Source organism: Acinetobacter sp. UBA991 (assembly GCF_002292065.1).
GTDB lineage: Bacteria > Pseudomonadota > Gammaproteobacteria > Pseudomonadales > Moraxellaceae > Acinetobacter > Acinetobacter higginsii.
This window is the reverse complement of sequence record NZ_DBBF01000014.1, coordinates 60856-75147: the sequence shown is the minus strand read 5'-3', so window position 1 is coordinate 75147 and position 14292 is coordinate 60856. Positions and strand designations below refer to the sequence as shown.

Genomic DNA, 14292 nt, shown 5'->3' with positions numbered 1-14292 from the left:
TAGAAATTTGATGAAGATTTGAAGGTAAATATGATGCAGAAGAAAAAAGTATTGGTTATGGGGCATGACCAAAAATTTTGGTACCCGTTACAGCATAACTTAGAGAAAACTGAGAAATTTATTTTTAAAGAAGACTTGTGGCAAGGTCATGACGGTCATGATGAACAAAAAACTCTAGAATTAATGGCTTGGGCAGATATTATTGTTGCCGAGTGGGCTTTGGGTAATGCAATCTTTGCAGCTAAACACAAAAAAAAGCACCAATTACTTATTGTCAGGTTGCATAGCCAAGAAAGAAATACAACCCATTTGAATCATATAGATTTTGATAATGTCGATAAATTCATATTTGTCGCACAGCATCTGGTTGAAATTTGCACTAATAAATTTGATATCCCAAGTGAAATTATTACTGTTATTCCAAATTTCATTGATTTAGATAAATATAATCTTAAAAAAATGGGTGGATGTGAATTTAATCTTGGTATGATTGGGATGGCTCCACAATCTAAAAGATTAGATTTGGCAGTTGATACATTTGAATTATTATATAAAAAAGATAAACGCTATACCTTACATATTAAAGGTAAACAGCCATATGAATATGATTGGTTATGGGCTAGAACTAAAGAGAGAGAGTACTATACGAAAGTATATGAAAGAATAAATCAATCAGAAATCAGAAACAATATTATTTTCGATCCGCCAGGTGCCAATGTTCAATATTGGTTACAAATGATGGGCTTCGTTTTATCTCCTTCAGATTTTGAAAGCTTTCATATGGCAATTGCAGAAGGAATGGCAGCCTCAACAATTCCTGTAATTTGGAATTGGCCAGGTGCTCAGCAATTGTATCGTAATATGCCTTTGATGACGGATGCTTACAGTGCGGCTGAATTTATTGATTTCACACGTAGGTCAGACAGTTTAGAAATATTACAACATCAAGTAAAAGAATATGTATATGATGTTTATCATCCTCAGAAAATTGTTGATGATTGGTTGGAGGTATTAAGTGCGGTACCACAGCAGGTACATCTATCAAATGCTCAGTATCATAGTAATCAACCCCCAAAATTGCTAGTTGTTTGGGCTATGGGAACTTGGATAGATTTATTTAGAAAAGAAATTTTTGAGGCGCTAAAGGCAAAGTATAAAGATCAAGTCAAAATCTTAATTATTAAAAATGGCTATCATTCAAGTACATTAGTCAAAAATAAATTATGTACATTGGATGAAATTAAAAAATATTCAAAATTAGAATATGATGAAATAAAAGAGGGTATTTATAGCCTAAATATCCCATTTGGAGGATGGATACCAGATGTGACTGTACACCCTTTACTTAAGAATTCTGAAAGTTATCCAGATGCAGTCAAAGCGAGTATAAGCTATCTATTCCCTGAATATGAAGTGCTAAACTGGATATCTAAACCAAATCAAATGGATTACTTAGTTGCTGGTAGCCCATTTATTTATGATATTTACACAGATAATGCTAGTAATGAGCAGCTAAAAGAAAAAGAGCAACAAGTTTTTTCAAAGGCACAGCATATATTTTTTAATACGGACCAGTTATTTCAAAGACAAAAATATTCATTGAATGCAAATTCTAGTATTTTGACTTCGTATCGAGATATTGCACGATTAATGAAATTGACTAATATATCCCAACGGAATGATAACGAAGTCGTAATCGATCAAAAAATAGATAAAAAAGTTCTTGTAGTTTGGGCAATTGAACGTTGGAGTACATTCCATCGTTCTGAAATGATTAAAGCATTAGCCGAAAACCTAAAAGAATCATTTAATATTTTATTTGTTGAGCCAGGTAATCATTACAACACGTTATTGAAAAATAAAATTTATAGTGACGTTGAGTTGGAGGATTTTCTTAGTTTAAAACCAGCTACTATTTCTAATAATTTATATAGATTATGTATCATTAATTCTGGGTTTCTGCAATCTCAGCCTCAAGGTATCCTTGGAGGAATTGCTGATTATGATCAAGCAAGTAAACATGCGATTCAGTATATTTTTGGAACGAATACAGAAGTTCTTCACTGGATTTATAAACCTCAGCAACGGACTAGAGTTGGTTCTGACAGGTTTATTTATGAAGTCTATGATGAATATACGATGCACTTTAAAACAGGTATTGTTGATGAAGCTGTTGCCCATTTAGAGCCGAGTATTCTACAGCAAGCAGATCATGTGTTTTTTACTTCGGATATTTTAAGTGAGCGTAAAAAACAATTTTGTAAATCATCAAGTATTGTTGGAAATGGAGTTTTTTACGATATTTTTGAAAAATATCGTATGCCTATATTGCAATCTTTTGGTCGAAAAACAATTGGCTATTTAGGAAATTTAAGTGATTTCTTTAACTGGCAACTGATGTATGAAGTTTGCCGACAGAATTCTGAAATTGATTTTTATTTCCATGGGCAAGTTGAGAAACAGCGTATCGGTGAAAACCAAGAAATGGAAGCATTACTGGGTTTATCTAATACTTACTTTTCAGGTCGTGTTACACGGGAAATAGGCGCGGCAGCTATAAATCGCTATGATATTTTAATTATTCCTTTTGTAATTAATGATGCTATGGATGCAGTTAACCCATTAAAATTATGGGAATACTTTGCTACTGGTAAACCAGTTATTTCAACACCGATGGCGGCATTGAATCATGTGCCATCCCCTTTGCTACGAGTCGCCAGTAATACAGATGAATGGCAAAAATCTATTTATGAATGTTTACATGAATCGCCTAATTTACAAATTGAGAGAATCAATATTGCAAAAGAAAATTCCTGGTCAGAATTAACAAAATGTCATGCTGTTACCTTACGAAAAATATAATGAGGATGAGTAAATGAATAATGACAATTTATCTTTTATTATAGATGAGCAAGGTAGACATTTATATTTTGCATTTAAGCCTGCAGAAAACCCACAGCAAGCTAAAACAGTGTTTATTTTACATGGACATACCTTTAATGCAAAGCCTAGTAATTTTGTGGATAAGAACTGGAATGTAGTTTGCCCTATAGATAATTACGGTGTAGATAACAGTGGTAGCTGGTGGTTAGGTGAAAAGGGTGATTATTTTGTTAAAGAATTATTGCAGCAATTAGTCGTAAAAATTAAAGAAATTACTGGGAGCAACAGGATTTATTTTTGGGGATCTTCGATGGGAGGTTATGGTGCAATATTTCATGGTATTGAATGTAAAGCGGAGGGTGTATTTGCACATATCCCACAAATAAAGCTAAAAAATACAGTTTATACGGATGGTATTATGGCGAAATATGTCACAAATGTATTCGAAGGTGCTGATGTTGATGAATTGGATTTATTGAATAAGCTACAAACAATCAATAAGTCAGAAATGCCTTGTTTTTTTATTACACAAACGCGGTTTGACTACAATCAATATTTAGAGCAACAGGCTAATGCATTTATCGAAAAATGTAATCATTTAGGATTGATGTATTTTTATGAAATTGCTCCCAAATATGGTCATAGTATTTATAGATCAGTCGCACAATCTATAGCGGTATTTGATCAGTACGAGCAAGATATTGTAGAGTGGCTAGAGAAACGAAAATCTGGTTAAATTGATGATGAATGATTCAAAGTTTTTAGAAGTGAGTTTGCAGAGCACTGTAAATGACATCAAAATTAAATTTAAACAAGGCTTCTTCGAACCTTACGTAGACGATAGTTTAAAAAATAGCCACTACTTTAAACAACGCATCCAAAGGTGGTGGGGAGGTATTGATAAAAAAAGTGCCATTAATACAGTATCCAACTTAGCAGATTTTAGCTTTCCATTAAATTGGAAGGACGATATAAATATTGATTATAACTATCAATGGAGAAAACATAGTTTTTCATTTATATCACATTTTATAGCGGCGTATGAGAGTGATAAAGATAATAGTCATATTAATACCCTCATTAATGAAATTAAAACATGGAAAGAGTTTTTCATAGAAAAAGAGGACGTTAAAAATATATTTGCATGGAATGATCATGCTACAGCCAATAGATTGGAGAATTTTTTTTCTTTATATCTTTATTTTTATTATAAAGGTGAAGAAGTCGATGATTTAAAAGAACTGTGTCTAATGCATATGTATGTGCTGTCATTAGATCGATTCTATACAAAACAAACTAACCATGGGTTATTGCAGTCAAATGCACTATATTTGGCAAGTCATATCTTTTATGATAATAAAAAAATTGTAGATTTTCAAAAACTATCATTGCAAAGGCTTAGAGATGAATTCTTGTTTGCCTTTCGAGATGGAGTGCATATAGAGAATAGCCCAGAGTATCATTTTGTATTTTTAGGAAGTTTGGTTCATATTAATCAAATAGTAGAAATAATAGAAAAAGAAAAATCGACAAATAATAAATTATTTGAAGGTGACTGTTCACTGTTAATAGACAAAGCAATTGAATATCTAGCTTATATCATTCGGCCAGATGTAAAATTACCTTATATAGGTGATACAGAAGAAAAAAATATTCAAAACTTTAGATTAAACTTACAGAGCGAAGCCTATAGAAATTTCTTATATACAGTTTCTAAAGGTGCAGAGGGAACACCACCTGAATATGTGAACTATATTGCTGAAAAGACTGGTTGGGTTGTTATACAAAGCAATTCAGATATTGATAATTTTAATGAAAGACTTCATCTAGTTTTGAAAAATGGTTTTTTGAGTAAATATCATAAACAAGATGATGACTGTGCAATATCCCTATTTGCGTTTAATGAAGAATGGCTATGTGATGGTGGGCTATATAAACATGAGCATCATGATCCAATAAGAGAGTTTTTCAGATCAAGGTATTCACACAATTTAATGACGCCCTTAATTAATCCAATTGAACGTCAAGACTTAACTTTGGTAAAGCCGTCAAGAATTAAAACATGGATTAACTCGAATGAATTAGTATATTTAGAAACGGAAAGCTTTATGTTTAAAGATTTCTCATATATTAGATCCATTACTTATAGTGGAAAAGATAGCTTAAGTATTACAGATCAAATTAACACAAGTGGTCAGGTTGAAGATGAGGTTGTAACAATATTTAATTTTCCTAGTGATAAAGACATAGTTATTTTAAATAATGAGATTTATATTAAGTCTAAAAGCAAGAATACGGAGTTAAAAATTACTTTTAATTCAGAGCAAGACTTTTTAGTTGATTATTCTAGAAACTTTACTGATATTTCACATTATTTTAAATGCGTTAGATCAAAAAAGTACAACAGTTTAGAGGAAATGCAAACAGTCTTAGTCCGGTTCATTGCTAAGAATGAGAGAAATTATACTTTAAAATCGTTTTTTCAATTTGGTCTTGGAGAGCCTCATGATTAAAATTTCTATTTTAGGTAGTTGTGTTACAAGAGATGCTTTTGAGTTTGAAATAGAGAAACCATTTGAAGTGTTACAATATATTGCACGCTCTTCTTTTGCACGATTTTGTTTTAAACCATTGGAAAAGAATCTTAATCTAGAAAAAATTAAATCTTCATTTCAGAGAAATATGGTTAGTAATGATTTAAATGTTAATGATTTAAATGTTTTTTTTTCAAATGATTCGGATTTTTACATTGTTGATTTTATTGATGAAAGATTTGGCTTGATTTCTGTATATGATACTTATGTTACTAATTCTACTGAGCTAGCTTTAAGTTTTTTAGATAATTCAATTGATCCTGCTGCAACTAAAATTATAGAAAAATTCAGTCAAGAGCACTTTAATTTCTTTATTAAAGGTTTTGATGTTTTTTACCAATTTGCAGTGAATCATAAAAAAAATAATAAAATAATTGTTAATGAGGTTTATTGGTCAAATATAAATGAAGCTGGAGATTTTTTATTTAAAAATGGCTCATTTATTGATAGTACTAATTCATTTTTAGACAAGGTGTACCAATATCTTAAAAACAAATATAAAGACATAGTTTTTTTAAGCTATCCTAAGGAATTATTTGTCTGTGATAGTAAACATAAATGGGGGGTGGCAGCATATCACTACACTAGTGATTTTTATTATTACTCACTTAATTTTTTAAAAAATATGATGCTAAAAGCTGAGGAAAACAAAAAGTATTTAGTGCAAGATAGTAATGTTGAAAAATACTTAAATCATTTTGATTCGATTTTAGATAATATTCCTTCTGCATATTCAGTGTATCAAGAAGCTAGATCTGCCTACTTAAACAATAATATTGAATTAGCAAAAAAACTATACAATTTAAATCTTTTGATCCATAGCTCTTCTATTCCATATCAGTGCATAATTGGTAAAAATAGTGTGTTCTCCTACGGTGGAATAGGCATCATTATTCATTACGCTGCTAAGTTAGGTGAACGCTGTACGATAGGCTCACAAGTGACTATTGGTGGCGATCGATCTGGTGTGCCTGATATTGGTGATGAAGTATATATTTCTACAGGAGCAAAAATTCTAGGCAATGTAAAAATTGGTACAGGTGCAATCATTGGAGCAAATTCTGTTGTATTACGTGATATAGAGCCGTTTACAGTAGTTGCAGGTAGCCCTGCAAAAAAAATTGCTCAAATTACCAAAGATAATTTTGATAAATATTCTGGCTTCTATTGGAGTAGAAGTTCTCCTGAATCAGCTAAAGCATTTTCGGATTATTATTTTAAGTGAATAAATGCATTATTCCATCTTTTTAGTTAAAGGATACTCATGGCAAAGCGGCTTAGAGATGTTAGAAGTAGAGATAGAAAAGTTTTCTGGTACGAAAGCTTAGATTTTTTTTTATCTCATAACTATTTTGAAACAGGAATGCATTGTTTTCAATGTGGTGGCCTATTCTATGATGTCCTTATAGAAAATAATAATGCAGAAACTACGAACTATTTTTTTAGTAATACTGTTTATAATAAAGATATTATATTGCCATATTATTCAGATGTATTTAAATCGAAAATAGCAAATCAAGTTTTTTTCTCTGATCCAAACTTGTTAATTGATGATAAGTTAGATGTTGCGTGGTTTGCTGGGAAATATAGAGATATTAATTTACAGGATATATTGCTTAAGACTATTCGTCATATTGATAAATCTTTAAAATCTAAAAAACAGATTTTTTTTGGTAAAAATAGTGGTGGTTTTGCAGCATTATTTTTCTCATGGTTTTTTAAAAATTCATTAGCTTTTGTTGTTAATCCTCAAACAAAAATCTCAGGTTTAAATCAAGAGGATTCTATTAAAAATTTTGCAAAATATTGTTTTTCAGATAGTAATTTAAACATGAGTAAAAAGTTGGAATTGATTTGCCCTGATTTAACAAAACTATATGCTTTGATTATGGATAATAATGTTGTTTGTTTACAAAACCAATTTTCTAATTATATGGATTTACATTTAACGCCTTTCTTAGAAAAAATAAAATGCCCAGAAAAAGCGAAAGTGATTTATGGTAATTGTGATGAGGGAAATATTGATCTCGCTTTTAATTATATCCAGCAGTTTTTGATTTGTTTTGAGCATTCTGACGATTGGACAGATGCTATTCAGGCTGATTTTATAAACTAGTCAGTTAATTTGTTGATAAGTTATATCTTTATGGAGTGTTATTATATGAAAATTGGCTTGGTAGGTTATTTTGGATGGGGGAATTACGGTGATGAGCTATTTTATCAATGCTATCAGCAGCTTTTTCCAGATCATGAACTAGTTTTATTTCATGACCCATTGAATAGTACTTTAGTTAGTAATTTTGAACAAGTAGTAAATTCTGTTGATAAAATTATTATCGGTGGAGGGGATTTAATTATTCCTTGGAGTAAATCTTGGCTATATTGGAATGATTTGTTTCTAACCAAACCTATATATATATATGGGGTTGGTGTACCTACTTGGGGTGGAGCTAAGCCAGAGTTACTAGAGTTTTATAAAAGTTTTTTATCACATTCAAATGTTAAATTAATTGCTTGCCGTGATGAAGAAAGTAAAAATTGGGTTCAAAATAAAATAGGAATTGATGATCCAAAACTAGTTTATTACCCTGATTTAGTACTATCTATGGATTTTCCTAAGAAAGAAAAGAAAAAAATATTAGGAGTTATTTTAAGACATCAAACCCAATATGTTACTGAAAACATAGAAAGAGCTTTAAATTTGTTTTCAAGTCGAGGGTATAAGATTAAATTTATTTTGCTAGGTACTGGTCGCACACTCAAAGACGATTATGAAATTCTCCACAATTTTAAATATCCGAATATGGATATTGTGATTAGAGATAATGAGGAAAGCCTTAGTGAAGAAATAGCTGAGTGTCAATATTTACTGAGTATGAAATTTCATGGAATTATTGCTGCATATAAAATGAAAGTTGATTTCATTCCTCTGAGTGGCGCAGATAAATTTATTTCCTTTATGAAGCAAACAAACAATCAAGAATTCAACAGTAATTGGAAAGACGAAAAACTGGTTGAAAAGTGTGAAGTCTTATTGGATAAAGGGACAAATTTTAGTAATTATGATGATTTAGTTTCTTTTGCAAAGCAAGGGACAGATTTTTTAAGAAAATCAGTATTGAGTTAATTTATAGAAATTTGAATGGGTGATTTAATATGAGTAAATTTGGATTTGTTAGAATTAGAGATAATGTTAAGCTTTATGGTATTTTGATTGATATAAATGAAGCCGATAATATTCAAGATGTAACATTAAAGCTTGCTGATAAAACTTTTACTATTAAAGCAGATAAATTAATCCCAGATTGGGCTTATAAATCTTTTTTAAATTTTCAGGGTCAGAAAGACTGGAAAAAGTTTTCGGAAATCAGAAATACGCATAAAATTGGTTATTTTGAATATAATTTATCTTCAATATTAGCAGAAGATTATTCTCAAATTGAAGTAGCAGCAAGTGATACGTCTATCATTAGTGGGTCACCTTTAGTTATTCATAAACCAAATGTTTCTGTTCTGAAGCAGACAGATTATTTTACGGCTATACCAAATGAAGATTTACAACTATTTGGTTGGGAAAAATTTTCATTAGAAATTAAGAAACATATTGCTGATAATAAAAAAATAATATGTATTCCTCCTTTTATTAGTTGGAATATTCCATTATTCCAACGACCACAACACATGGCACTTGCTCTTGCCGAACAAAATGCTATTTTTATTTACTTTTCAAATCAGGTTGATGATGTTTTCTCTGATGTAGTATCTAATGGAAAAGGATTATATATTGTAGAGCACAATTATTATGATAAATTTTTATCAACGTTCGATAATACTTATGTTATTTTTTATTCGACCTCGCCTAATAGAGAAATGCAGCAAGTTAAAGCTACAAATAACCGTTTAATTTATGAATATGTAGATCACATTGATCCAAAAATTTCTTCAACATATGCTAAAGAACTTACACGTCGATTTAATACTTTAAATAATGATAATACATTTGGTGTAATTGCGACTGCAAAAGTTTTATATGAAGAAATGCAAGAAAGATTTCCAAAATATAAGGTACTACTTAATCCAAATGGTGTGAATTGTAGTCATTTTTTACTTGACCGTGAAAATTCTATTGTTAAAGATGATTTCAATAAAATTATTAGCCAAAAAAAACCAATTATTGGTTATTATGGAGCTATAGCACCTTGGCTAGACTATGATCTCATAGAAAGAGTTGCTGATTTACTGCCTGAATATAATTTTGTTTATATTGGTCCATTATATGCTGTAGATGAAAGTGCTTTACCTAAAAGGGATAATATCCACTGGTATGGTGCGATTGATTATACTGACTTAGCCAATTATGCAGTTTGGTTCGATTGTAGCATTATTCCTTTTGAAAAAGGTTCAATTGCTAAAACAACCTCACCATTAAAACTTTTTGAATATTTTAGTCTTGCAAAACCAGTAGTTGTTACTTCTTACATGATTGAATGTACACAATTTGATATTGTTCGTTCTGGTAGTAATGCATTGGAGTTTGCTGAGCAGGTTAAACTTGGATTATTAAATTGGAATCAAGAGTTAGCAGAAGCAAGTATTGCTTTAGCCCAAGAACACGATTGGCTTAAGCGTGCAGAGAGTTATGTTCAATTTTTAGATAATTTAGAAAAGAAAGAAGCGCTTTTAAATTTAGAGCAAAATCTTACTAGTTCAAATTTAAGCTACAGAATTGAAAATAAGTTTGTGACGCATGGGCATGTTGATATCAAAGTCTTTGAAGATAATCTAGCTGTAGTTCCACATGCATTACGTATTAAGAAAGATGGTTTTCTTAAATTAAAGATTAATATCTGTACAGCTGATCTAGAAAAAAAAGGAATTGAATTTTCTTTTAACTTTACTGACTATTTGAATACAAAACAACTTGAATACCAAATAAATGGTGGTGGAAAAACACTGAGCTTTTTAAATTATGGTGTCAAGTCTGAATATATGACTGCTACGACTGAATTAGATGATGATGGTTCTTTCGAATTGGTTATTAAAGCATTATCTGATATTGAGCTAACGTCAGCTAACTTATCTATACGCTTAAAAAATTTTAGAATCATAAATCAAGATGTTGATTTATTTTGTAACCAAACACCCCATAAGCGAGTACTTAGAGGTCAAGATTATTTTTCTGATGAAAGAAATTTTTCTATCTTTTCATTGAAAAATAAAAAATCGAAAAACCTTTTACAACAAGTCTCTTTTAATTTATTGAAACCACGAGGAATTGATATAAAACCAATTCATATCGTAGGTAGACCCTATGAGTATTCATTAACAGCTAAGCCATCTAAGGGAGATATTACTTCTTTTAATGTCGATCTATCGAAAATTGAAATTTTATCATCATTTAAGAGTGTTGAATTAAAATTATCTTTACCTTATTTTAATCCGAACTCTTCTGATCGAATTTTTTATTTTATTCAAGCTGATGATGAAATTATTTATATAGAGGATATTTCTTTATTTAGTGGGCTAAATAGTATTAAAATACCATTGCCAAAAAATACACTAAATATAGGACTATTATCTAAAGTTTCTGGTGATGATATTTGGATTTGGGATACTGCTTCAAAGATTCAATTGTTTGATATTGTTCTTTCTCCTGCATTAATTAATGAAGTTGAAGCAACATCTAAAGATGGAATAATTTTAAAAGAAAATAATTTTAAAAATGTCTTTTTTTCTAATGTTGATGAGAACAAAGTAGAGCATAACACTAAAGAAGTTCTGTCGGTTAATGTCTCTGAAATGGTAAATGACCATGTTCCTGAAAGTAAACCTATAAGCACAGCGAAACGGACTATAAAAGGTGTAAAAAGAAATAGTAGGATTTAAACATTTAATATTTTTTAGGGATTAGCAGGATAGACTTGCTAATCCCTATTTTTAAGAAGGGAAACTCTATGTTTAACAAGAGAGTGAAATCTGTGTTGATCATTCTAGAAGGCCTTTTAGTTGGTGGACTTGAAACTAGATTGAAAGGTGAAGTTAGCACTCTAGTTAGTAAAGGAGTTAAGGTTTATTTTTTAATTATTGCGCATGATAATGTTTTAGATAAAAGTATATTTAATTGGTACAATGTTGAAGACATATTTATATTAGAAAGTAATAATAGAAGAAGTATAGGTTTTTTTATTGATGTAATTGATTTTTTAAATACGATAATTATTGATAAAAAACTAGAATTGTTATATGTGCATGATGCATTCACAGCTCTTATAGGAACTTTAGCGGCTAGAATTAATAACATAAATTGCTGCATGACAATACATGGTGTAATGAATTTTCATGTTTTAAGTGAAATTGAAAAAAAAATATTTAAAGACGTTGTAATACCAAATCTATCTCATATCAACTTTGTTTCAAATGAGGTGCAAGATACTTTCTTACCCTGGGTTGATGATAGAAAAGTTACTAATGTTCATTCAAATTTGATAAATACTTTCAGGTTTAAGAAAATATTAGAAAAATCTGTTGATGAACGATGGCTTATCATTTGTAGATTAAGTAAAGAAAAATTGCCTGGAATTTTAGATTTCTTAAAATATGCACACAAGGCTGGTATTAAAGGAATTGTTATTGCTGGAGAGGGCGGGGATAGAACATATTTTGAAAATAGTATTGTTGAATTAGGTTTAGGAAATTTTGTTGAGTTCATAGGACAGCAGTACGACATACCAAAGCTTATTAATCATTTTTCAGGCGTAGCCGGGGTAGGACGAGTTGTGTTAGAAGCCATAGCGTGTGAACGCCCTGCTTGTGTATTAGGTTTTTTTGGCGGTGTAAAAGGCTTAGTAACACCATTAAATTTTGAAAGATTTCAATATTCGAACTTCAGTGGTAGGAATTTAGCAAGTATTTCCAACAAAGATTTTGAAGAGCAGTTAAATGTCCATAATAATGAAAACTTATATATTCTTAGAAAAAAGCTTGAAGATCATTTCAGCGAATCCAAAAAATGGCCTGAATTTATTGAGAATTATATTACTGTACTAAAATTACCAACTAATTGTATAGTTTCAAGTAATCTTATTAAGAGCCTATATGCGCAATCTTGTTACTTTGCGCCTGAAATGTCTGATTATTTCATCACATCTGATTTTTTTATCAATAATATTTTATTTCCACTTCTTGAAAATCATGCCAGTAGATCTGATCTTGGCTAACTTCTGCTGTGTCAAATTTCTTTTGAATTTTATGCTAAATGTAAAATTTTTCTTTTTATACTATGGAATAAAGAAGCCACTTTAAAATTATTTTATAGACTAGATATTTGTATTAAAGCATTGTTATTTAACTATTTAGTTAAAAATCACTATAATTTTTCTATTCTTAGATTCGGGAATCATTTATGTCTTTATTTATAATTAAAATTTAATACTAAATACATACAAAACAATTACAATGTGGCTGGGGTATAAATGGTCTGAATTTATCTAACACTAAAAGTGATTTGGAATTTCAACTCATTTAATTAATATTAACATATTATTATCAATATCTTATGAAACTAAAGAACTTAGTACTACTTACTTCACTGTACCTTACTGCGTGTGGTGGTGGTGAAACAACGACAAAAGAAGTAGAAGTACCAAAGGTAGTTGAACCATCTAAGCCTATAGAACCATTTCCATGTAAAAAAGCTTTAGATATTTCTGCTTTAACTGACAATGGTATAAAAATCATGCGTTCTTTAGATGAATGTGGTCAGTTTTTTCCGATACCTAATGGTTTGCTACCTAGAAAACTAAGTAGTGAGATTACAATTGAAGAGCTAGAAAAAATTACTTTGGTACAAAGAGAAAAAATTCGATTAGATACACCGTATTTTGCCAATGACCACGTCGTGCATCCAATGTTTTTAGATTTTCAAGACAAATTAGTGGAAAAAAATAAATACTGGTTAGGTATTACTCCATATCATAATACACAAGATGTGTATGAAAATCCGACTATCTATGAAAGCAATAATTTAGAAAATTTTGATTTAATTTCAAGATTTAAACAACCTCTTTCTGAGATACCAAAAAAAATTAATAGTGATGATAAAGCATATAACTCTGATATTAATTTTGGTTATGATCCGTTTAAAGGGGAGTTAATTATGATGTGGAGAACTGTCAACTCTCTACATGGTAATGTTAATAATAGGTTATTTGATTTACGATATGTTACGTCAAAAGATGGAGTTAAATGGTCTGAAGAAAAAGTTTTATTCTCGAATAGTTATAAAGATCCAATTTTATCACCTTCTATCTTATATAATACTGAGAATAATCTATGGTATTTATATTATGTCGGATATAGAAAGAATAAAGCAACAATTGCATATAGAACATCTGCTAATTTAGAGGGTATATGGAGTGATGCTCATTTTATTGATAATCCGAAAAATATTGATCCATGGCATTTAGAAGCAAGATTTGTAGGAAAACAGACTATTTTATTGATTAACGATAATTTTTCTAGTAAGAACTTATATTTTGCTTTAGGTCCGAATGGAGAAAATTTTAAAGTTTCTGAAAAACCATTGCTATCTGGAAAAGATTTAGCACCGTATAAGGCAAGTTTTAGTCCAATTTATAATCAAAATGGGAGCGTTTCATTTAATGTATATTGGACATCAAGTGCATTTAAAGGGAATGGTGCAAACATATGGCAGCTTTTTCATGATAATATAGTAGTTAAATAGCTACCTTTAAATATATATTTTTATTAAGTATTCAATAAATTATTTTGAATACTTAATATTTCTATTTTTCAA

At 30.0% G+C, this 14292-nt stretch carries 9 protein-coding genes; all 9 read left to right on the top strand.

The features are described from left to right. Positions 1–30 precede the first annotated feature (30 nt). Positions 31–2862 (top strand): glycosyltransferase family 4 protein, encoded by a 2832-nt coding sequence (locus B2727_RS05680; protein WP_241345248.1) that lies wholly within the window; start codon positions 31–33, stop codon positions 2860–2862. Positions 2863–2875: 13 nt separating this feature from the next. Further along, positions 2876–3619: an alpha/beta hydrolase family protein gene (locus tag B2727_RS05675; RefSeq protein WP_241345249.1), complete on the top strand. Its 744-nt coding sequence runs from the start codon at positions 2876–2878 to the stop codon at positions 3617–3619. Between the two features lie 4 nt (positions 3620–3623). Next, entirely contained in the window at positions 3624–5396 is a 1773-nt protein-coding gene (locus B2727_RS05670; RefSeq protein ID WP_241345250.1) for a heparinase II/III family protein, read from the top strand. Continuing rightward, positions 5389–6702: a DUF6270 domain-containing protein gene (locus tag B2727_RS05665; RefSeq protein WP_277605528.1), complete on the top strand. Its 1314-nt coding sequence runs from the start codon at positions 5389–5391 to the stop codon at positions 6700–6702. Before B2727_RS05670 ends, B2727_RS05665 begins: the two co-directional genes overlap by 8 nt. A gap of 39 nt (positions 6703–6741) precedes the next feature. Next, positions 6742–7593 carry a hypothetical protein gene (locus B2727_RS05660; protein ID WP_241345251.1) on the top strand — a complete coding sequence of 284 codons (852 nt, stop codon included), beginning with the start codon at positions 6742–6744 and terminating at the stop codon, positions 7591–7593. A 45-nt stretch (positions 7594–7638) separates the two neighbouring features. Further along, complete coding sequence (locus B2727_RS05655) at positions 7639–8604, top strand: polysaccharide pyruvyl transferase family protein (protein WP_241345252.1); 966 nt, start codon at positions 7639–7641, stop codon at positions 8602–8604. Between the two features lie 29 nt (positions 8605–8633). Continuing rightward, positions 8634–11363 (top strand): hypothetical protein, encoded by a 2730-nt coding sequence (locus B2727_RS05650; RefSeq protein ID WP_241345253.1) that lies wholly within the window; start codon positions 8634–8636, stop codon positions 11361–11363. Positions 11364–11431: 68 nt separating this feature from the next. Further along, positions 11432–12694: a glycosyltransferase gene (locus tag B2727_RS05645; protein WP_241345254.1), complete on the top strand. Its 1263-nt coding sequence runs from the start codon at positions 11432–11434 to the stop codon at positions 12692–12694. Positions 12695–13032: 338 nt separating this feature from the next. Beyond that, complete coding sequence (locus tag B2727_RS05640) at positions 13033–14220, top strand: hypothetical protein (RefSeq protein WP_241345255.1); 1188 nt, start codon at positions 13033–13035, stop codon at positions 14218–14220. Positions 14221–14292: the final 72 nt, after the last annotated feature.

What these genes read in the sequence shown, in the direction of transcription:
- B2727_RS05680 (WP_241345248.1), top strand. Translation starts at nt 31, where the DNA reads ATGATGCAGAAGAAAAAAGTATTGGTTATGGGGCATGACCAAAAATTT.
- B2727_RS05675 (WP_241345249.1), top strand. Translation starts at nt 2,876, where the DNA reads ATGAATAATGACAATTTATCTTTTATTATAGATGAGCAAGGTAGACAT.
- B2727_RS05670 (WP_241345250.1), top strand. Translation starts at nt 3,624, where the DNA reads ATGATGAATGATTCAAAGTTTTTAGAAGTGAGTTTGCAGAGCACTGTA.
- B2727_RS05665 (WP_277605528.1), top strand. Translation starts at nt 5,389, where the DNA reads ATGATTAAAATTTCTATTTTAGGTAGTTGTGTTACAAGAGATGCTTTT.
- B2727_RS05660 (WP_241345251.1), top strand. Translation starts at nt 6,742, where the DNA reads ATGGCAAAGCGGCTTAGAGATGTTAGAAGTAGAGATAGAAAAGTTTTC.
- B2727_RS05655 (WP_241345252.1), top strand. Translation starts at nt 7,639, where the DNA reads ATGAAAATTGGCTTGGTAGGTTATTTTGGATGGGGGAATTACGGTGAT.
- B2727_RS05650 (WP_241345253.1), top strand. Translation starts at nt 8,634, where the DNA reads ATGAGTAAATTTGGATTTGTTAGAATTAGAGATAATGTTAAGCTTTAT.
- B2727_RS05645 (WP_241345254.1), top strand. Translation starts at nt 11,432, where the DNA reads ATGTTTAACAAGAGAGTGAAATCTGTGTTGATCATTCTAGAAGGCCTT.
- B2727_RS05640 (WP_241345255.1), top strand. Translation starts at nt 13,033, where the DNA reads ATGAAACTAAAGAACTTAGTACTACTTACTTCACTGTACCTTACTGCG.